The sequence below is a fragment of the Pseudoalteromonas sp. GutCa3 genome, assembly GCF_002836155.1.
GTDB classification, from domain to species: Bacteria; Pseudomonadota; Gammaproteobacteria; order Enterobacterales; family Alteromonadaceae; genus Pseudoalteromonas; species Pseudoalteromonas arctica.
The window spans coordinates 26,700-47,639 of the sequence record NZ_PJBK01000025.1 but is presented as its reverse complement, the minus strand read 5'-3'; the positions used below and the strand labels follow the sequence as shown (position 1 = coordinate 47,639).

24 protein-coding genes are annotated in these 20,940 nt (G+C 37.4%); 6 read left to right on the top strand and 18 right to left on the bottom strand.

The features are described from left to right. The 11 genes from CXF64_RS05155 to CXF64_RS05110 form a co-directional block, all read right to left on the bottom strand. Nucleotides 1-245 (bottom strand): hypothetical protein (locus CXF64_RS05155; RefSeq protein WP_157823662.1); only part of this gene is annotated, 245 nt, incomplete at its 3' end. A 90-nt stretch (nucleotides 246-335) separates the two neighbouring features. Further along, nucleotides 336-1,499, bottom strand: coding sequence for a hypothetical protein (locus CXF64_RS05150; protein WP_101216507.1), 1,164 nt, complete (start codon nucleotides 1,497-1,499; stop codon nucleotides 336-338). A gap of 100 nt (nucleotides 1,500-1,599) precedes the next feature. After that, complete coding sequence (locus tag CXF64_RS05145; protein WP_101216506.1) at nucleotides 1,600-2,016, bottom strand: hypothetical protein; 417 nt, start codon at nucleotides 2,014-2,016, stop codon at nucleotides 1,600-1,602. Then, entirely contained in the window at nucleotides 2,013-2,435 is a 423-nt protein-coding gene (locus CXF64_RS05140) for a hypothetical protein (protein WP_101216505.1), read from the bottom strand. Before CXF64_RS05140 ends, CXF64_RS05145 begins: the two co-directional genes overlap by 4 nt. A gap of 20 nt (nucleotides 2,436-2,455) precedes the next feature. Next, entirely contained in the window at nucleotides 2,456-2,593 is a 138-nt protein-coding gene (locus CXF64_RS20755; protein WP_157823661.1) for a hypothetical protein, read from the bottom strand. 93 nt (nucleotides 2,594-2,686) lie between these two features. After that, a complete protein-coding gene (locus CXF64_RS05135; RefSeq protein ID WP_133120251.1) occupies nucleotides 2,687-3,385 on the bottom strand; it encodes a hypothetical protein in 699 nt (232 codons plus the stop codon). A gap of 235 nt (nucleotides 3,386-3,620) precedes the next feature. Next, entirely contained in the window at nucleotides 3,621-3,887 is a 267-nt protein-coding gene (locus CXF64_RS05130) for a hypothetical protein (RefSeq protein ID WP_101216503.1), read from the bottom strand. 170 nt (nucleotides 3,888-4,057) lie between these two features. Beyond that, nucleotides 4,058-4,612: a hypothetical protein gene (locus CXF64_RS05125; protein WP_101216502.1), complete on the bottom strand. Its 555-nt coding sequence runs from the start codon at nucleotides 4,610-4,612 to the stop codon at nucleotides 4,058-4,060. A gap of 138 nt (nucleotides 4,613-4,750) precedes the next feature. Then, nucleotides 4,751-5,959 (bottom strand): ABC transporter permease, encoded by a 1,209-nt coding sequence (locus tag CXF64_RS05120; protein WP_101216501.1) that lies wholly within the window; start codon nucleotides 5,957-5,959, stop codon nucleotides 4,751-4,753. Beyond that, nucleotides 5,952-6,740 carry an ABC transporter ATP-binding protein gene (locus CXF64_RS05115; protein ID WP_101216500.1) on the bottom strand — a complete coding sequence of 263 codons (789 nt, stop codon included), beginning with the start codon at nucleotides 6,738-6,740 and terminating at the stop codon, nucleotides 5,952-5,954. The genes CXF64_RS05120 and CXF64_RS05115 overlap by 8 nt, the downstream gene beginning before the upstream one ends. After that, complete coding sequence (locus CXF64_RS05110; RefSeq protein WP_101216499.1) at nucleotides 6,737-7,549, bottom strand: DUF3025 domain-containing protein; 813 nt, start codon at nucleotides 7,547-7,549, stop codon at nucleotides 6,737-6,739. The genes CXF64_RS05115 and CXF64_RS05110 overlap by 4 nt, the downstream gene beginning before the upstream one ends. Before the next feature lie 113 nt (nucleotides 7,550-7,662). Between CXF64_RS05110 and CXF64_RS05105 the strand changes: the two genes are divergently transcribed. Further along, the gene (locus CXF64_RS05105) at nucleotides 7,663-9,288 is read left to right on the top strand and encodes a M28 family metallopeptidase (protein ID WP_101216498.1); all 1,626 of its coding nucleotides are present in this window, start codon (nucleotides 7,663-7,665) and stop codon (nucleotides 9,286-9,288) included. Nucleotides 9,289-9,448: 160 nt separating this feature from the next. Then, entirely contained in the window at nucleotides 9,449-10,624 is a 1,176-nt protein-coding gene (locus tag CXF64_RS05100) for a putative manganese transporter (protein WP_101216497.1), read from the top strand. A gap of 69 nt (nucleotides 10,625-10,693) precedes the next feature. Here the strand turns inward: CXF64_RS05100 and CXF64_RS05095 are convergent, their stop codons facing one another. The 7 genes from CXF64_RS05095 to seqA form a co-directional block, all read right to left on the bottom strand. Continuing rightward, on the bottom strand, nucleotides 10,694-11,059 hold the full coding sequence (locus CXF64_RS05095) for a DUF805 domain-containing protein (RefSeq protein WP_101216496.1): 366 nt from the start codon (nucleotides 11,057-11,059) through the stop codon (nucleotides 10,694-10,696). A gap of 149 nt (nucleotides 11,060-11,208) precedes the next feature. Beyond that, on the bottom strand, nucleotides 11,209-12,792 hold the full coding sequence (locus CXF64_RS05090) for a dihydrolipoyllysine-residue acetyltransferase (RefSeq protein ID WP_101216495.1): 1,584 nt from the start codon (nucleotides 12,790-12,792) through the stop codon (nucleotides 11,209-11,211). Nucleotides 12,793-12,800: 8 nt separating this feature from the next. Further along, nucleotides 12,801-13,778: an alpha-ketoacid dehydrogenase subunit beta gene (locus CXF64_RS05085; RefSeq protein ID WP_101216494.1), complete on the bottom strand. Its 978-nt coding sequence runs from the start codon at nucleotides 13,776-13,778 to the stop codon at nucleotides 12,801-12,803. Beyond that, on the bottom strand, nucleotides 13,778-14,992 hold the full coding sequence (locus CXF64_RS05080) for a thiamine pyrophosphate-dependent dehydrogenase E1 component subunit alpha (RefSeq protein ID WP_101216493.1): 1,215 nt from the start codon (nucleotides 14,990-14,992) through the stop codon (nucleotides 13,778-13,780). Before CXF64_RS05080 ends, CXF64_RS05085 begins: the two co-directional genes overlap by 1 nt. A gap of 265 nt (nucleotides 14,993-15,257) precedes the next feature. Then, entirely contained in the window at nucleotides 15,258-16,310 is a 1,053-nt protein-coding gene (astE, locus tag CXF64_RS05075) for a succinylglutamate desuccinylase (protein ID WP_101216492.1), read from the bottom strand. A gap of 121 nt (nucleotides 16,311-16,431) precedes the next feature. Beyond that, nucleotides 16,432-18,069: a phosphoglucomutase (alpha-D-glucose-1,6-bisphosphate-dependent) gene (gene pgm, locus CXF64_RS05070; RefSeq protein WP_101216491.1), complete on the bottom strand. Its 1,638-nt coding sequence runs from the start codon at nucleotides 18,067-18,069 to the stop codon at nucleotides 16,432-16,434. Nucleotides 18,070-18,078: 9 nt separating this feature from the next. Beyond that, nucleotides 18,079-18,675 carry a replication initiation negative regulator SeqA gene (gene seqA / locus CXF64_RS05065; protein ID WP_024589204.1) on the bottom strand — a complete coding sequence of 199 codons (597 nt, stop codon included), beginning with the start codon at nucleotides 18,673-18,675 and terminating at the stop codon, nucleotides 18,079-18,081. A gap of 220 nt (nucleotides 18,676-18,895) precedes the next feature. Here seqA and CXF64_RS05060 point away from each other — a divergent pair, with 220 nt between their 5' ends. From CXF64_RS05060 to fldA, 4 genes are all read left to right on the top strand, one after another. Next, entirely contained in the window at nucleotides 18,896-19,663 is a 768-nt protein-coding gene (locus CXF64_RS05060) for an alpha/beta fold hydrolase (RefSeq protein WP_101216490.1), read from the top strand. A gap of 95 nt (nucleotides 19,664-19,758) precedes the next feature. Next, nucleotides 19,759-19,980 (top strand): DUF2788 domain-containing protein, encoded by a 222-nt coding sequence (locus tag CXF64_RS05055; protein ID WP_002962930.1) that lies wholly within the window; start codon nucleotides 19,759-19,761, stop codon nucleotides 19,978-19,980. A gap of 2 nt (nucleotides 19,981-19,982) precedes the next feature. Beyond that, nucleotides 19,983-20,261 carry a LexA regulated protein gene (ybfE, locus tag CXF64_RS05050; protein WP_002962928.1) on the top strand — a complete coding sequence of 93 codons (279 nt, stop codon included), beginning with the start codon at nucleotides 19,983-19,985 and terminating at the stop codon, nucleotides 20,259-20,261. A 14-nt stretch (nucleotides 20,262-20,275) separates the two neighbouring features. Then, nucleotides 20,276-20,803 carry a flavodoxin FldA gene (fldA, locus tag CXF64_RS05045; protein WP_007586856.1) on the top strand — a complete coding sequence of 176 codons (528 nt, stop codon included), beginning with the start codon at nucleotides 20,276-20,278 and terminating at the stop codon, nucleotides 20,801-20,803. The last annotated feature ends 137 nt before the right edge of the window (nucleotides 20,804-20,940 follow it).

The window sequence follows — 20,940 nt, the reverse complement described above, 5'->3', positions numbered from 1 at the left end:
TATGCGATATTTTTTTGATGATCTAAAATATATTGTCCATCATCTTTAATAGTCATTTCTGTAAAGGTTTTATTTGGCAAAACATAGTCTGTACGAAGGTATTTATCGGTGACTTTTATTTTAATGTATGCGAAATGATTTAGTTCTTTAGTTACTTGATAATTGAGTGAAAGGTAGTTTTGCGCGTTTGCGTGTCCACATAAACTTGCAGTGAGAACGATTATAAATTTAAATATATTTTTCAAAATTTCATCCTTAAAATTTAGTAATTAAAAATCGACGAAACCACATCGTATTTAGCTATTATTAGCGCCTATACTAAAGTACCTATTACATTAAATAGATATAACTTTTGGTAGGCTCATAGCAAGTATGATGAGTATAAACATAAAAACGAATAATCCAACATGAAGTTTAAATGGGTAAACCATTTGGCTTGTTCTGTCTAACGATACTGGATATTTATATTTTAATAATGAAAACACGAGTGTTTTACTATCAACACTCCAATGAGACAGTGGGATACTCTGCCCCTTTGTTGTATTAAATACTAGTGAGATTAAATGCGACCTTTTTGAAGTTCTGCCAATCGTGCCTTCAACTGAGTCGTAATCGTAATTCCACTTAGCCTCAATACTAATAATATCCTGCTTAGTTAGTGTGCGCGGTGTTTTATCAGTGAATAATAACGCGGGTAAATAAAGTTCATCATCATCTATTATTATGGAGCTTAAAGGCGCTGTTTTTATAAAATAGTATTTATTACAAACAATAACCCTAGCAAAGTAATAACTTACATAAGTTATTACTAAAAATGCAAAAGAGGGTTTCCAATTTTGTGATGAAAACGCAATAAATAGCGTAAGCAAAGCAAAACACACTACGATAATGTGAACTAAGCTTTTCTTACTATCAGGGAGCGGTAGCGCACACCTAAGTATAGAAAGGTTATTTTTAGCCTCAGCATTACCTAAAATAGTGTTTTGCGGAAATATTTTTGAAAATTTGTTTACTGTTACTGAGTTTGTTTTTTCAGCCTCGGCCTCTTCACGTTTAGCTGTATAAACGCGCTCAACGGTTGAGAGTTTACTCACTATTAGCTGTGCTTGTTTAGCTTGCTTGAAACACCTAAACGTATAAGTGCTCAATTTGCCTTGTACTGAGGTGTAATTAATATCTATGATATTTACAGCTTTATCTGCTCTAAACGATATTGTGTTTATACTGTTTGTATCAATGGTGTGGTGACTATACGTGAAGATTTCTTTCTTAAAAAAGTAAGCCCCCAACTTTACATCTATTTGATTATTGTGTTCATCAAATTTTAATCGATGTTGGAACATCAAAAGCGCAAGAATTAATAAAACATCAAGCCCATCACTTGTATCAAAAAACAAACCTTGACTTAAAACACCTAGTACAAGCCCTGCTACAGTTAGCCAAATGAATAGCCATTTAATCGTTTCTAATAGTGATTTTAATATAATTGAATTAGCCAAAATTCCCTCTTTGAATAAAAAAGTATGCTTGATTGCATACTCTCATAACATATAAATACTTAAGGTATTCGAAAAGCCAATTAGCTAGACGCAATAATAATTATCCAACCGTTTTCTTTAGTAAGTTCAAATACACAGCCGTCAGACACGAATTTTTTTCACCATACTGGGCTCTTATGTCAACCTGTGCATAATTAGATTTCGATTCAGTTGATAATTTTTGAGATAAAACCTTGAATTCAGGGCTTGTTACATACTTTTGAAACTTTTCTGCCTTTTTACTCAAGTATGCGATAGCGCGTTTTTTTTCGTCTTCTGTATCTTTAAAATGCTTTGGTACAAAAGACATCAAGGTATCAATATCTTTATCGGCTTTTGCTTGTCTAAACTCTTCGCATTTTTTTATAAATAATGGATCTTGATTATCCTTAGCAGGAAAATTCACATTTGATTCATTAGCAAATGCTGCTGTACTTAATACCATAATACTAGAAAGGGCTATTAATTGTGATTTCATTTCAAATCCTTTGTTAACGGAACAAATAAAGGGAATGTCGTGTAAATATTTAGTTTTTCACTTTTATTATTTTGCTCTGTAGCAGTCGCGTCCATTGTAAATTCAAAACCGCCCTCCACTGGTTTCCAAGTAAAACTGTCTACATCAGGAGGACCAGATAAAATTAGCCCCTCTTTATTAATACATGCTAAACCTTTTAATAAGCTTTCTTCCTTTTCTAGCGCCCACAAGTCCTTTCCCATTACAGACAAGAGGATGGTACAACTATGCTTACTACTTTCTATATCTACATCATATATTAACATGTCACCTGATTGAAACTTAACAGAATTTTTAACAACAGCCGTTACTGAATGAGAGTCTACACACCCTTGCAAAACTAATGAGCCGAGCAATACATATATTGTTTTTTTTAACATAGCGTTCCTTTTAAATACTCTTAATTATTATTTTTGCGTTCACTTTTTAGCTTTTTATATAAATCATCTGCCACTGCAGTGGCCTTGCCAATAATGCTATAAGAGTCATCTTTTAAAAATGCGTCAAGCGACTCGTCCCGCAAATTTTGTTCGTACAAATATTTAAACTCTTTTCGACATGAAACCTGTTAAGTTACTTGGTCCATTTAACTGCTTTCCACAGCGACTTTAAACACTCTAATATTAGTTACTCACTTAAACTCGGCAAGGTACATCGCTATTATAGGGAAATTAGCCAAAATGCCAGAAACTCGTAAAAACAAATAGCCGATACTAGATCCCCCTCCTTCAAATGATTTTATATAAATTAATGGGTAATCAAAGTAATACAACAAATACAAAACATTAAACAACCCTACTCTATTAACGTTCAACTCAATTTTTTCGCCTGTTTTTAGCTTTATAAAAGCCCTATTTAGCGCAGCATTTACTTGAATTTGTGTATCAGACACGTGATTAATGAGATTGTAATTAAATAATATTGATTCGATGTCATCCCTTTTAAATATCCTGCTTTGCTTTAATGAATCATTTACAAATGGGTTAACTTGAATTTGCTTATTACTTATGGTCATTACTTCTTTTGAACTAAACCCAAACTTGCGCCATATAAGAATGCGTTTTAATAATAGAGTACCAATAAGTAGCGGTATATAAATAACTAAACCAGCTAAGCTATAGCTATCAACTAACCAAAGTCCGGCTACCAATGAAAGCGTAATTAAAGCAACTGTAAATAAAAGCTCCACTGGAAAAGACAAATGACATAATAAACGCAATAAAGGGAGTTTAATTTCACTCGTTGGGCTTAAGGTATCCTGCTCTTCAAAATGAGTGTTTTTAAACCATTTTGTATCGTCTAGACCGTTTGGCTGCTCATTGTTATTCATATTTAGCTTCTTAATAAGTTGACCATAAGCCACTTGCCATCGACTTACCCAAACTTACATTTTCCTTTTATTGTTACATTATATTTCTTTTTACCAAGAAAAATTTTTTGATGTTGTGAATGTATAATTGACCCACAGCTCGCCAGTATAACCATACTTTAATGCATTCTTTTGTGATGTTTGATATATGCTGCTTTTAGCATCCTCAAGCACCTCAGTACCGACGATTGTAAAGTTATGAATACCCAAATACTTTTTTGTAAAGAGCTGAATCATGAATATCTAATATGTAGTCACCATCATTATCTAAGTCTAAAAAATCAGCTATATCATAATCCGAATCTAATGGTAAGCCTTTATCATTTACTTTTTCTTGATTATCTAAAATTGAATCACCATCGCTATCAAAGTCAATAAAGTTGTACAGGCCGTCTTCGTCTGGATCGGTGTACCCTTCGAACTTATCACTAATTGCATCGCCATCACTTTCTTCGTCGAGCATATTTAGAATGCCGTCACTATCGAAGTCTATTCCAATAGATGCATCTACATAGTATTCATAAAAATCGGGGATCCCATCTCCATCGGTATCTTGACTATTAGGAAGTATACCTAATGCCCTCTCTTTGTTGTCTGGGATACCATCAATATCTTCATCAAAAAAACATCTACTTAATATGTAAAACTTGGATTTCCGTCTGATTTAGCATCAATCACACCCAAATGAAATAAACCATTTTTAGGGATGATAACTGTTACAAATAAGGTTTTATTTCCTTTACTAGAATGAATTAAAGAAGAGTTAATAGCGAAGCCACTTTCATCAGAAAAATAAGCTTTTGGAGCAAAGCTTTCAGATTCATAGGTAACTAATGCTGAAACAAAATCTCCTTCTTTGCCATGAAAACTATAAAGGTCGCCATTGTCTCCTTTGTTTGAAATAGCACCTTTTATCCTAAAAGGGATCCCTGCAGCTAATGGTGAAGCAACACTGGGGTTATCATTAGGCTCACTGTCTTGAACTTCAATAAATTTAGAGCGATTAGTATTAAATGGGAAATCATCATCAACATCAGGCACTGCATCGCCATCTTCGTCTTTATTCTGCCATGTGCCTACATGGGTAGTTGGCTGAATAGTTTTTGCGTGTGACGGATCTGTATAAATGAGAGAGCAAAAAGCGCAGCCAGCAGTTAAAAGCGAGAGGTGAAATAGTGATATTTTCAAGAATCCATCCTTGTTATGTAATCCATAGTTCAGCCCATAAACTTAAACTATTTAATGACTTAATACAAACCACTTTAAAATAATCGCTTAAAGCAAAAAGGCATCACTAAAGTGATGCCTTTTATAATCAGTTACATATTACCTAAATAATACATCTTCTCGGTTAAACCATTTAACGCAAAAGGCAAGTAGCCCAGCCGCAATGATTGCAGTAGCTAAAAATATTAAGCCTACAAATGTGTAATCAACAGTCCCTTTTACTATTTCTTTAATTGCTAATGCTACGTTTGTTACTGGAATAAATGCTGTTTTTGCATTGAGTTCCATATTTGGCATTATTGAAATAATAATAGGGAAAAACACACCCATGCTAAGCGGAGCCATGTAGTTTTGTGCTTCTTTAAACGTACGTGCATAAATAGATATAGCCAGTGCCAAAGCCGAAAATATAGCAGCCACAGGCAGTAACAGTACAAATATCATCAGTAAATCGGTTACCGCTAATGTACTAAATGCCGCTTTAATAAAATCAAGATCAGCAAATGCTAACGCCAATGCTATCCAACAGCCCATACTTAAGACAGTTATGGTTGTGGAGGCAATGGATGTAGTTAACAAGGTTATAAATTTACCAAGTACCAGCTCTGTACGCGTAATAGGTGTAAGTAGGAGTGTTTCTAGCGTGCCGCGTTCTTTTTCGCCAGCGCCTAAATCAATAGCTGGGTAAGTAGCCCCCATTAGTACTAATGGTATAAGTAAGTAAGGTAAAAACCCGCCAATTTTTTCGCCAAGGTTTTCACGTTTATCGGCTGTATCTACTTTAATGACTTCAATTGGATTAAGAATGGATTTTTGAACAGACTCTTCAATACCAAAACTGATTAGCTTTTGAGTTTGCAGCACATCACTGTATTCTTTTGCGAGTTCTTTAACGCGTTCGAATAAAAAATTGATAGATTTTGAATCGTTAAATACAACCTGCCACTGGCTTTGTTTTCCATCATCTAATGTTTGCTCAGCATGGCTTGGTAAATAAATACCCATATCAATATCGCCAGCTATAACGCCAGCTTTAAGCTCTTCAATGTTATTAAAGGTTTTAGTGCCTTTATAAAGCTCAAAACTTTTGTGATAAAAAACTTTATCAGTAAACTCTTGTGCGTATTCACCATTAATAATGGCATACGTATTTACTTTTTGTTCTGCATCCATCGCTGCTTGTGAGCTTATAAATGCCATTACAGCAAACAATAACGGAAATATAGCGACAGGGAGCGCAACAACAAATAATAGCGTTTTTTTGTCGCGTAATAACTCTCTTAATTCCTTTTTAAATACCTCAAACATCATGTTTCTCCGTTAATATGTTCATAAACGCTTGATTAAGCTCATCACTATTACCTGCTTTTTTAAATTCATCTACTGTTCCGTCAAAGCAGCTAATACCTTCGTTAATTACAGCGACTCGGTCACATAAAAGTGCAACTTCATCTAAATGATGGGTAGAAAAAATAACAGGAGTACCTTGCGCTTTTAAGCCCTTAATAAATTGAATAACGGTTTGCGTGGTCATTATATCGAGCCCCGTTGTTGGCTCATCGAGCACCACTACTGCTGGGCGATGTACAACAGCACGAGCGATATTCGCTTTTTGTTTCATACCAGTTGATAGGTTTTCAGCGCGTTTATCTACAAATTTATGCATATCAAGCAATGTAAATAGCTCATCACAACGCGATGCAATATCGCTTTTGCTCATACCGTGAAGCTTTGCAAAATACTCTATGTTTTCTTTTACAGTTAAACGGCCATACAAACCGGTAGAGCCTGATAAAAAACCGATGGACTTACGCCCTAATAACGGTTTTTTTACAATGTCGTTTCCAGCAATTGTTATTGAACCTTCATCGGGCTTTAATGCGGTTGATATCATTCTAAGTGTTGTTGTTTTACCTGCGCCATTGGGTCCTAGTAATCCAAGTACCTCACCCTTCGCGCAGCTAAAGCTTACGTCTCGTACTGAATGAAAATAGTCTTTATCTTCACGAGGATCGATGTCGTCTATTTTATTTTTTTTGTGATCTTTAGTTAGCTTAAATTTCTTTTTAAGCCCAGCAACTTCTATCATGTTCGTATCCTTCGTTTCGCTCTAAAATAATCTGTATTGTTATAAAAAGAGTCGTCTTTGTTTTCATCATGCCAGCCAGGCACGCCTAATAATGGCAGTGGCGAAAGCTGTTTGTTATCGGCTAAGCAGTTATCTATTTTAATCATCTCATAAAGGGCTTGGTCTAGGTACTGATATTGAGTAACTAAATCTTTACAAAATGTTTCATCTGGTACACAAACAAACAATGCTTTACCCGTTAAACCTATATAAGGTTTGGTGAGCATTTCATAATTAGCATGGCCAAACATAAACGCTTTAATGCTTTTTCCCCATTCACTTTTATGCTCAACAAATGCTTTTTCCCATTGATGATCGCGAAGCAATTCTTGCCATTTAGTATCGCTTATTGCCAATACCACACCACATTCGTCAAAGAGCGTTAATGCATTACGATGTTTGGTACGCTTTTGCAAACCATGTTCAGCTATATCTTGCACATGACGCTGGTTAATAAGCGCTTTGGTTTTAGGAAATAAACACCAAATAAAGCCACCAAACAAGTCATGCCAATTCTCACTGCGTGTAGGTACAACACCCGTTTCAAATATAACTTGTTCGTAATAACGATCGCCAAAATCTACCTTTGCATCATCTTCAAAAGTAATAGGAATATTATTCGCATTAATAGCGGTTAAAAATGGAGAAAACCACTGCGGAGCCGGCCAATGAGTTAGTTCGTTAACTTTAAATAGCTCACGTAAGTGCGAAAATGCACCGGTTTCTAAACTACTGATTTGCCACTGCTCGGGGGGAGTAAAACGCTTCATTTAAACCTTTAACAATTTATGCCTATAATTTACGAGAAGTTTACCGCAAAAACTGGTTCTACTTAATAGAAGTTAATATACTAATCACAACTTAAAACAAAAAAAGAGCTGACATGAAACATTATTTCTCTCTCACACTCCTTGCCACTGCTGTTTTAGCAGGTTGCGCAACAACAAGTATTACACCTACTGATGTAACAAATGGTTATAACAGTATTCAAGCTGATGAATTGGCTAAACATGTAAAAGTACTCGCATCAGATGAATTTGGTGGTCGTGCTCCTTCATCACCAGGCGAAAAGCTAACGCTTGATTATTTAACTGCGCAGTTTAAAGCCCTAGGTTTAGAGCCAGGCAATGGCGACAGTTACTTACAAGAAGTGCCATTAGTTTCTTTAGAAGCAGATTCGAACATGGTATTAAGTATTGGTGGTAAAGACTATCAATACAAAAAAGACATGGTTATGGGTAGCAGCCGTATAAGCGCACAAGAAGGCATAGAAAATTCTGAACTTGTATTTGTGGGCTACGGCGTTAACGCACCTGAATACAATTGGAATGATTACGAAGGATTAGACGTTAAAGGCAAAACGGTTGTAATGCTGGTTAACGATCCAGGTTTTGCAACAAAAGACCCTGCTTTATTTACTGGCGACGCGATGACCTATTATGGTCGTTGGACATACAAATACGAAGAAGCGAGTCGACAAGGTGCCGCTGGTGCAATTATTATTCATGAAACAGCACCTGCTTCTTACCCGTGGTCGGTTGTTGAAAACTCGTGGAGCGGCGAGCAGTTTGGTTTTCAAAAAGAAAACAACAACATGGACCGTGTAGCCGTTGAAGGCTGGGTTACAACTGACGTAGCAAAAGAGCTCTTTACTAAAGCAGGTTTAGATTTTGATACCGTTAAAACAAATGCTGCTAAAGGTGCTTACCATGTTGATATGGGCGATTTAACTGCTTCTGTTAATGTTAAAAATACGATTAAAAAATCAGTGTCGTATAACTTTATTGCCACTTTACCTGGTAGTGAGAAACCAGATGAGCATGTTATTTACTCGGCTCATTGGGATCACTTAGGTACAGATAAAACACGTAAAGGCGATCAAATTTATAACGGTGCTCACGACAATGCAACGGGTACCGCTGGGCTAATTGAAGTAGCCGAAGCCTTTACAAAATTACCTAAGCATCCTAGCCGCTCAATGACATTTTTAGCGGTAACTGCTGAAGAGCAAGGCTTATTAGGTTCTAAATACTATGCGGCAAATCCAGTAATTGCAGCGGATAAAACAGTCGCTAACATAAACATGGATAGCTTAAATTTATTAGGCAAAGTAAAAGACATGAATGTGGTTGGTATAGGTAAATCACAAATGGATGAGTTTTTAGAAACTGCAGCTAAAGAGCAAGGCAGAACAATATCAGGCGATCCTAAACCGTCATCTGGTGGCTATTACCGCTCTGATCACTTTGCATTCGCTAACATGGGTATTCCGGCTATGTACGCAGGTGGCGGCACAGTCGCTGCTGATGAAGAAACGGCTAATTACCGTAAACGTATGAGCTTAGTACTTCGCGGTTGTTATCATCAACCATGTGACCGTTACCGTGATGAATGGGATTTATCGGGTGCTGTTCAAGACTTACAATTATTTTATAAGGTAGGTTTTAATATTTCTGAAACAGAACAGTGGCCAACGTGGAATACAAACTCTGAATTTCAGCGTAAGTAGCCTAGTTTAATCACAGCCTTAAATTCAAATTTAAACTAACTTGAGTTTAGGTATCGAAAAACTCAAACAGAGTAATCGATTTAAATAGATGCTAACGATATTGATTATCATTTAATTAAAATATACAGTGTGACCTAGTTAATTTATTAGGTCGCATTGTATGATTTCACTTCCTCACATTGGTTTTATTACTCCTGCCTCAAAACGATTTTTGAGCCAAAATAAACGCTTACTGCTGCCTTTATTTATTTTAACTTGCCTTGCAATACCGCAATTACGCGAAATAACAATGACCGCACTCAGTGATGCATTTTTTCAAGTAAGTGTGTTTGTTGCTGCTACCCTGTTAATTTATTACTACGCTATAGAACACTTACCTCAATTAGAGCTTAGTTATTTAAGTGCCAAGTCCCCTATTTTAGAAATTAGCTTTGCAGCGGTTTTAGGTGCATTACCTGGCTGTGGTGGCGCTATTATTGTGGTTACTCAATTTACAAAAGGCCAAGCAAGCTTTGGTGCTATTGTTGCTGTGCTAACAGCTACAATGGGCGATGCAGCGTTTTTATTACTTGCTACCCGACCTACTGAAGGCTTGTTAATTATGGGCATAGGGTTAGTTGTGGGTACATTCAGTGGTTTACTGGTTAATACAATACACAAAAAAGATTTTTTACGCCCAACAGCGCAAGAACAAAAGCACCAAATTAAAATACTCTCAACTAACATTATTAAAATCAGTAAACCGATTTGGGTGGTAGCAATTATCCCAAGCCTTATAATTGCCTTTTTGATTGCCTTTAATGTTAATTTTACACAGTTTGGCGCAAGCACAAGCACTTTAGTTACGCTATTTGGTGCATTAATGGCTTTATTTATTGTTAGTATTTGGGCACTTTCGTCAAGAGGTGAAAGCTATCAAGAAGTAACGTCAGAAGACGATGCCTGTCACCCTCCTTCTAAAATAATAAAAGTATTACAAGATACCCATTTTGTTACGGCATGGGTTGTAGCCTCTTTTATGCTATTTGAGATTTTGGTTAACATTGCCGGACTTGATTTAAAAACGTGGTTTGTACATTACGCCTATTTAGCCCCATTAATTGCAGTGCTTATTGGATTTTTACCCGGCTGTGGCCCGCAAATAATTGTTACAACGCTTTATATTCAAGGCATTATTCCCTTTAGTGCTTTAGCAGGAAACGCAATTTCTAACGATGGTGATGCGTTATTTCCAGCAATCGCAATGGCGCCCAAAGCTGCAGTTATAGCTACACTTTATACGTCTATTCCCGCATTAATAGTTGGTTATGGGTTGTATTTTTTTGCTGAAATTTAAAAAATGAGATTTAAAAACACAAAAAAGCTCAGCAATTGCTGAGCTTTTAACATGTTAAGTTGTTCTTACTTATACAGTTGCTGGTTCTACTGCTAATTCTTTTGGATTTGGACCAAAATCGTTCTCACCTTCGTGCGAATCTTGCGCAAGAAAAACAATTAAAACAATCCAACCAATGATTGGCACAAACCAAAGTAACTGCCACCAGCCTGAACGGCCTGTGTCATGAAGACGACGTGCACCCGCACTTAAGCCAGGAATTAATAGCGCTAAGCTATAAATAGAGCCAATGAACATTGTACCTAGTACACCATCAATCGCATTACAAACTACTGAAAAAATGAAGTTAAATAATATAAACATCCAATATGCTTTACGACGATTACGGCCTGAAAAATCTGCGTAGCTACGCAACGCGTTCATATAATGTTCCATGAAATTTCCTTAGTGTTATTTTTTATATTCCCTAACGGGGTTAATCTAATTACTTTTTAGTAACATTTGTATCTTAATTAAAAACAGCTCAAATTAAAACAAAAAACCAGCTAAAAGCCGGTTTTTATTACATATTAACAATTTAGCTATTAACTCATAGCCATCATCATTGCTGATGGATTTTCTAAGTACGATTTCCATAAATTATTAAAACGAGCAATAGTGCCCCCATCAATAACACGATGATCCCCAGACCAGCTCACTTGCATAATAGCTTTACTTACAACCTGCCCACTTTCGTCAAAACGCGGTAAATACTGTAATTTACCAAGCGCAACAATTGCCACTTCTGGTTTATTAATTATAGGGGTCGCAATAGTGCCGCCAATCGCACCAATGTTAGAGATGCTAATTGTCCCACCTTTTAAATCATCCGGTGCAACACGCCCTTCTCGCGCTGAATGAGTTAACCTGGTTAAATCATTTGCCACATCAACAATGCTCTTACTCTGGCACGATTTAATATTAGGCACTAACAAGCCAATTTTAGAATCAACCGCTATACCGATATTATGATCGTTATAATAGGTAAGCTCTGAGCATTCATCGTTCACTTTTGAATTAAGTACAGGGTACTCTTTCATTGCTAGCGACAATGCTTTTACAAAAAATGGCATCATAGTGAGCTTTACGCCTTGTGCTTTGTACTGCTCTTTTAAAGAACTACGCAAAGCTATAAGCTGCGTTAAGTCTATTTCATCACTAAACGTAAAGTGCGGAATAGTTGAAACCGACGCTACCATTTGCTTGGCCATGGCCGCTTTAATGCCTTTAATTTGCTCGACTCTTACGCCACCGCTTTGATTCTGCGTTTGGTTTTGTACTGCACTTTGAGAAGCATCGCTATCAAGCGGTGAAGTATCAATAGTATTTGGCACTTCGCCTTTTACAAACTCTTCAATATCTTGCTTGTAAATACGTCCATTTTTACCACTACCTGGTACACAGGTTAAATCAACATCTAGTTCACGTGCTTTACGACGAACCGCAGGCGATGCCACCGCTTTTTGATTGATAATTTTAGCAGCTTGCTCTGTTTTAACTGGGGCAACTTTTTCAGCGACGGCATTAGTTTGAGCCTTTACGACCGCTTGGTTTATATCAACACTTGGTTTTACTGCACTGCCTGCAATTGTCATTTGAAACAACGGGCTATGTACTTTGGCTATTTCGCCTTTTTGATAATATAACTTTTGTACAGTGCCTGTATATTTTGCCGGAATTTGTACTAATGCTTTGTCGGTCATTACGTCACAAACCGCTTGGTCTTCTTCTATTTCGTCGCCTTCAGCAACTAACCAATCAACAATCTCACACTCAACAATACCTTCTCCAATATCCGGTAATATAAAGTCCTCAACCACATCAGCTGCATCATTAGTTTTATTTTCAGCTTGTACTGGCTCTTGTACTACTTCATTGCTAATGCTTTCACCGGCTACATCCATAGCAAATAAAGGAGCGTGTACCTTAGCAATCTCTCCTTTTTGATAATATAACTTTGAAATTACGCCATCATGCACTGCCGGAATTTGTACTAATGCTTTGTCTGTCATAACATCGCAAATTGGTTGATCCTCAGATACGGTATCGCCTTCTTGTACTAGCCATTCAACTACTTCGCATTCAACAATGCCTTCACCAATATCGGGTAATATAAAATCTTTAGCCATGGTAACCCCTAAAAATCCATTGATTGTTTAATTGCAGCCAACACTTTTAGTGCATCCGGTACGTATTCTTTTTCAAGTGCCAGCGGGTATGGGGTATCTAGACCACATACACGTAAAATTGGCGACTCTAAATGCAAGAAACACTCTTGTTGTATTGTCGCGGCTATCTCTGCACCAAAGCCATTGGTTATAGGCGCTTCATGACTCACGATTAAACGGCCGGTTTTAGTAACCGATTTAGCAATCGTTTCAACATCCCATGGTAAAATACTACGAAGATCAATAACTTCACAGCTTATACCTTGCTCACTTGCTTGCTTTGCTGCATCTTCAATAATCTCCATTTGAGCACCCCACGCTAAAAGCGTAATATCGGCACCCTCTTGCACTACTTCAGCCGTGCCTAATTCAATACTATAATCTTCTTCTGGCACTTCGCCAATTGATGCACGATATAAACGCTTAGGCTCAAAAAATATGACCGGGTTATCATCTTTAATTGATGCACGTAATAAACCTTTAGCTTGATAAGGGTTACGCGGTACAACTACTTTCAAACCCGGTGTGTGCGCAAAATACGCCTCGGGTGATTGTGAATGGTATAAACCACCAGCAATACCGCCACCATAAGGTGTACGAATAGTTAAGTTACCCACATTAAATTCATTACCACTGCGATAACGAAATTTAGCGGCTTCATTTACTATTTGATCAAACGCTGGGAAAATATAATCCGCAAATTGAATTTCTGCCAATGCAGGCGCACCAAAAGCTGCTAAACCATTAGCAAAACCTAAAATACCTTGCTCGGTTAAAGGCGTATTAAAAACACGATGTTTACCGTACTTCTCTTGCAAGCCCGATGTTGCTCTAAATACACCACCAAAGTAACCAACATCTTCACCAAAAATACAGGCTTGAGGGTGTTCATTCATCGTAATATCGAGAGCAGAGTTAATTGCGTGGAGCATGTTCATTTTAGCCATTACTTAATTCTCCCTGCGGTTACTGGGTAAGCATCTGGATGCTGTTTTATATGTTCTTTTAGTTGCTCGTACTGGCGTTGCAATAATGGAATTGGTGTATCGTAAACGTCTGATATCAGTTCTTCTAAAGCGGGCTTTGCAACAACTTCAGCACGTTTAAGCGCTGCTAAAATTTCTTCACGAATCGACTCTTTTGCTTTTATATCGTCTTCTTCGTTTAACCAGTCTTGCTTGACCAGCCATTTTCTAAATTTATCAATAGGGCACGTTTGATGATTAGCTTCTTCATCTTTAGAGCGATAACCACTTGGATCGTCTGACGTAGAGTGCGCACCCAAACGATAAGCAATCGATTCAATGAGTACAGGCTCACCTTGTGTTGAGGCTATTTCGCGTGCTTTTTTAGTTGCCGCATAAACAGCAAGTGCATCTGTGCCATCAACACGAATTGTTTTAATGCCATAACCCACACCACGCGAGGCAATACCATCGCCTTTAAATTGCTCATCAGCAGGGGTTGATATTGCATAGCCGTTATTACGTGCAAAAAATATAACCGGCGCTCTGTGAACAGCGGCCATATTTAAACCGGCATGAAAGTCACCTTCAGATGCAGCACCTTCACCAAAGTAACAAATAGTCACATTATCAATTGTGCTGGCAAGCTCGCCTGTTTTAGCGTCGATGTGCTTTATTTTTTGGCCATATGCATAACCCGTTGCCTGTGGTATTTGCGTACCCAATGGCGATGAAATCGTCATGTAGTTTAGCGCTTTAGAACCATAGTGAATTGGCATTTGACGGCCTTTGCCTAAATCCAATTCATTTGAAAACATTTGGTTCATAAATTGATCAAGCGTAAAGCCACGATAATGCAGGGCTGCCTGTTCACGATATTGAGCCATGATCATATCGTCTTGATCAAGTGCAGCAGCAGAGGCTGTAACTGCGGCTTCTTCGCCTAGGCATTGCATATAAAAACTAACACGGCCTTGGCGCTGCGCGCCTTGCATACGTTCATCTAACAAACGTATAAAACGCATTGTTTCATATAACTTAATAGCGGTATGTTTTGAAATGTCAGGTGCGGTTGCACTAGGATGAATGTCGCCGTCCTCAGTTAAAATACTAAGGGTTGGAATATTAAGCGCTTGACCATCAATAAATTCAAGCTCGTGGTTAATATTCAGCGATACGTTATTTGGATTACTCATAACCTACCTTCTTTTGTTGTCGGTAAAACAGTGCCCCTTTAAATTATTATTGTGGGTGATTGTTGCTGGTTAAACTTTGCAACATCTGCACTATCTTTAATTAAAGCTGCCAACACTTTACGTTAACGTAAAGTGTTATTCAACAGATCTAGGACGAAACAAAAGCAAATACTGGTTAAATAAGTGGCAAGTTAACGATACGGTTACTTTAATTGATAGTAATCATATAGTTAACTTTAAGTTAATAGTGGTCTGATGAGTTAAATTAGACGAAATTGCTATCAATATCCATTGGAATAACAGTAAGGAGTGCTCTTTGCCCTAATGCTACGCTCGCATTTGGAAAAATAATAGCCTCTCCTTCAACGTCAGCGTAAATCGCTGTATCACCGTCGGTTGCAAGTAGTTCACCTTTCGCAAAGCCAGTAAAGTTCTCGGCATCGTCAGAAAAAGGAAAGCTAAAATCGTTCTGCGTTCTATTAATTGTGCGATGGACAGCAAATAATTCAAAATCGTTTGCATTAAATTCAGGATATTTAACTTCATTTTGACTAATTAATGCAGTTAAGGTTTGCTTTGTTTTTTCAAAGCGAGCCATATCGTTTTGACCAAATGGCTTAACTTGACCCAGCTCTACCGTAAAAGAATCAGCACCGTGTATAAATGACGAATAATAGCTAAATGTTGTTGCAGGAGATTTCATCATAAGCACGGTATTTACACCACAACTCAATAAAAATTGTAACTGCGACTTTTTCCATGGCTTACCATGTAAAAATGGATACACAGCAAATTTTTCGTTTTTAGAGCCTCTAATTGCAGTGTGTAAGTCGTAATGACATCGGCTACTGCCTTGCTCGCCACGCGTATAAAAATCGCTTACGTATTGCTCAAGCTTTGCAGCGCGGTTTCGCTCATTATTCATTGGTACACCTTCAACTGTATGGTGACCATTAAATAATCTATTTAAGTTTTCTTCTACAAAACGCAGGCCAATATTAATTGATTGTGGATTACCGTAAATAAACAAAGCGCGCTGCTTAAGTATCAGCTCGCCTTTTATAATTTGTTTAATAAGTGCATCACAAATTTCAATTGGCGCAGTTTCGTTACCGTGTACAGCGCTTGAATAAACTACATCTTTTGACGTTATAACAGCAGGTTGAAACTCAATGACTCCGGTATCGTGTATATTTACACGAGTCCCATTATCTAAAACAAACTCACCTGCATCTAAATGCCATTCGTTGTCACGACTAAGCGTTAAAAAATCGCCTGTTTGTTTTAATTCATTTAAGTAAGATGGATTGGCTGACATATAATAAGCCCTTTAAAAATAATGTGAGAGTAGACTCTTATGCATATATTTTTATAAATACACAAGGTATAGAAACGAAAACGGCTGAATAAATCAGCCGTTTTAAAATTATTAGATTAAGTTAGCTTATAACTGAATCTACAAGCTTTTTAGCTTCTTTTTCAAGTAACGCTAAATGCTCTTCACCTTTAAATGATTCAAGGTATATTTTATAAATATCTTCAGTACCTGATGGACGCGCTGCAAACCAGCCATTCTCAGTGACCACTTTTAAACCACCAATGGCGGCATCGTTACCGGGTGCATGAGTCAATTTTTGCAAAATAGGCTCGCCAGCAAGTGTATCTGCTTTAACATCAGAAGCACTCAATGCTTTTAAACGTGATTTTTGACCGCTTGTGGCTGGTGCATCTAGGCGTTTATAAATTGGAGAACCAAACTCTTGTTCTAATTCTTTATAAAGCGCTGATGGCGTTTTACCTGTTACAGCAAGTATTTCTGCAGCGAGTAGACCCATAATGAAGCCGTCTTTATCTGTACACCATACAGAGCCATCAAAACGTAAGAATGCAGCACCTGCGCTTTCTTCGCCACCAAAGGCAAGCTTGCCTTTGCTTAAGCCTTCAACAAACCATTTAAAGCCTACTGGTACTTCTTTAACCTTACGGTTGTTACGAGCAGCTACTTTGTCGATCATAGAGCTAGAAACCAATGTTTTACCAATTTCTACGGTTTCATTCCAATCACGGTGTTTAAGTAAGTAATCGATTGCCACTGCTAAAAAGTGGTTTGGATTCATTAAACCATCTGGCGTTACAATACCGTGACGATCGTAGTCAGGATCGTTACCAATAGACACATCAAAATCATCTTTTAGTGCAATAAGATTTGCCATTGAATAAGGTGATGAACAATCCATACGAATTTTGCCGTCTTTATCAAGTGGCATAAAAGCAAAACGTGGATCAACAACATCATTAACTACGGTTAAATCTAAATTATATTTTTTTGCAATGACTGGCCAAAAATTAATACCTGAACCACCTAGTGGATCGATACCAATTTTGATACCTGCATCGCTAATTGCTTTTAAATTAACGATATTTGCTAAGTCATCAATATAAGGAGTCATTAAATCTTCGTAGCGGATAAAGCCAGAACGCGATGCTTTAGCGAATGGGAATAACTCAACTTCAACTAAATCTTCTAATAAAAGTTGATTAGCTCTGTCTTCAATCCATTTAGTGACGTCGGTATCTGCTGGTCCGCCATTAGGTGGGTTGTATTTAAAGCCACCATCTTCAGGAGGGTTATGCGAAGGCGTAACAACAATCCCGTCTGCTAATTCATTTGGGTGTAGCTTATTGTGGCTAACTATGGCATGGCTGATAACTGGCGTTGGTGTAAAATCGCCGTCTTCTTGCGTTATCACTTGCACTTCGTTAGCAACTAATACTTCAATAGCCGAGTTAAATGCGGCTTCACTCAATGCGTGTGTGTCTTTGCCTAAAAATAACGGACCAAATATGTCATTTTGTTTTCTGTAATCACAAATAGCCTGAGTAATCGCTAAAATGTGTGACTCGTTAAATTTAACATCGTAAGAACAACCACGGTGGCCTGAGGTACCAAAGGCAACACAATGCTCTGGATTTTGTTCAAGATCAGGTTCATTTAAGTAATACGCAGATACTAATTTAGGTACGTTAATAAGCGCCGATTGTGGAGCAGTTTTGCCTGCGCCTGAGTGAATAGCCATTATATTTCCTTACAGGTAATCGCGAATTTTTTCAGCTTGCTCTGCACTATATCCAAGGCAAAGAGCAACTTCATGAAGCATCATTTTTTTACGCGTTGTATTAGAATTAGTCATAACCCAATATTCACTATCGGTTATGTTTTTAGGATTCATACTACTACCGCTATTTACTAAAGCTTCTTTACTAGTAGCAAAGTAAACACGGTCACGCCCTTTTATGTCTAATACCGCAGAAAAATCAGTTTTATGTGTGCGGTAAAATGCACTTAAAATAAACAAAAAGCGTCCAACAACACCTTTTTGCATTGCCAGCTCTTCTTTATTTAATACATTAAAAACATTATCGCTTTTTTGCTTCACGGGTGCGTGAGCTACAGGCGTTTGTTTTTTTGAAGTCTCAGCAGCAGATGGCTCTGAGCTTTTTAATGTGGCGGTAGACGTAGTCGCAGTTTGATTATTTTGAGTTAGTTCTACGTTTGCGGTTTGAATTTTTTCGCCGCTCAGATTTAATAAACGACGTAAAATAGTGGATGCACTTTCACCAATACTTTGCGTATTGCTAGCAATATATTGATATAACTCGTCGTCTATGTCGATTTGTTTCATGTTCTTCCTGTCATTACGGGTCACATTTTTTTCTCCCGTGTGATTATACCCAAACCAATCAGAAATGCGAGTTACAACAAGCACTCCCGTAAACATATTAATATTTACCTCATTGTTGTTGATTTAACAAACAAAAGCCCAATTTAATAAATAGTCGCTGTATTTTTTGCTTTTTAGAGCAATGCTCGGCAAACTATGGCGAAATTTTCAGGAGGCGGGTATGCAGTTAAATTACAAGCAACAAGGGCAAGGTCCTAATGTTATTTTGATACATGGGCTTTTTGGATCATTAGAAAACCTAAATGTAATAGCAAAACCATTAAGTGAACACTTTACTGTTATTAACGTCGATTTACGTAACCACGGGCTTTCTCCTCATAGTGATGAAATGAACTACCCGGCAATGGCACAAGATATTATTGAGTTATTAGCACATTTGAACATAGATAAAGCACATTTAGTTGGGCACTCTATGGGTGGTAAAGTGGCAATGGAATTAGCGCTTACACATCCTGAACTTGTAAATAAGCTTGTTGTACTTGATATAGCACCTGTTAGTTACCCTGCTCGGCACACAAAAATATTACAGGCATTAAAAGCGGTTTCAGCACAATCAATTGACGATAGAAAACAAGCTGATGCAATTATGCAGCCTTACATAAAAGAACTGGGAGTTCGACAGTTTCTACTTAAAAGCCTCGCTAAAAATGAGGAAGGTCATTTTGCATGGCGATTTAATTTAAATGTGCTTGACGAAAAATATTCTACAATCACATCCAATGTTAATGAAAACAATTCTTGTTTATGCGATACTCTTTTCATTAAAGGTAATGATTCTGACTATATTTTGCCCGAGCATCGTACTGCAATTAAAGCTCGCTTTAAAAATACCAAGGCTAAAATAATTCATGGCGCAGGCCATTGGCTTCATGCTCAAAAGCCACTTGCCGTAAATAAAGCGATAAACGACTTTTTAACTGCGGTTTAAAGCAATTTTAATCGCGTGTTTTTGATTTTGCGCACTAAATATATGAATAATTATATGCTATAGTACGCGCCGTTTAATTTAAAGGTTATACGTTGATGGTCAGTCAGTTAATTAACGAATTTGATACCCTAGGGTTGTATTTTGGCTTAGCCGGTATTTTCATATTCATCGGCATGGCAATTAAAGACGTACTAAAAAGTGGCAATGTGCCTAAGTTCGGACAATACATTGTCTGGGGTGTGCTCTTTTTAGGTTGTTCAGGCTTTATTGCTAAAGGTCTTATTCAAGTATTTTGGCAAGGCGCAGGTGTAGGTTAAGCATGGCGAAGTCAGAAACAGATAGAACTACACTCGATTTATTTGAATACGAAAAACGCCCAGGCAGACCTAAAACCAATCCCCTTTCACGGGATATGCAGTTAAAGGTAAATAAACGTAATCAAATAAAAAGAGATAAAGCACGTGGCTTAAAGCGTGTTGAATTTAAAGTTTCATCGCAGTTATATCAAGCATTGAGTGATATGGCAGATGCACAAAATATTAGCCGCAGTGCGCTGATTGAAACGATTTTACAAGAAAGATTGGCTATTGATACATAAAAGGTTTTAAATCCATGGCAAGTGTAGGCATTTTTTTCGGAAGTGACACAGGTAACACAGAACACGTAGCAAAAATGATCCAAAAAGAATTGGGTAAGAAGCTAGTGGCTGTTCATGATATTGCAAAAAGCTCTAAAGAAGAGATTGCTGAATTTGATTTGATCTTATTCGGTATCCCTACTTGGTACTACGGCGAAGCACAATGTGACTGGGATGACTTTTTTCCAGAACTTGAAGAAGTAGACTTTGAAGGTAAACTTGTTGCTATTTTTGGTTGTGGAGACCAAGAAGATTACGCTGAGTACTTTTTAGATGCGATGGGCATGATCAACGATATCGTTACTGAACGTGGCGCTATTGTTGTTGGTCATTGGCCGAGCGAAAGCTATGACTTTGAAGCATCTAAAGGCATGGCTGATGATAAGCATTTTGTAGGTTTGGGTATCGACGAAGACCGTCAACCAGAGCTTACAGAACAACGTGTTAAAGCATGGTCTGCTCAAGTATATGAAGAAATGTGTTTAAGTGAATTAGCTGACTAATTTACTGCACATATCGCTAGCTGTTTAAATAATTATCAAACAGTTAGCGTTTTAAGCTTTAGTGGCAATATAAATCAATTGTTCTTTGCACTTAACGCTTAGGCACGTTATCCTGTTTGTTGCTAATGTGTCGTGTA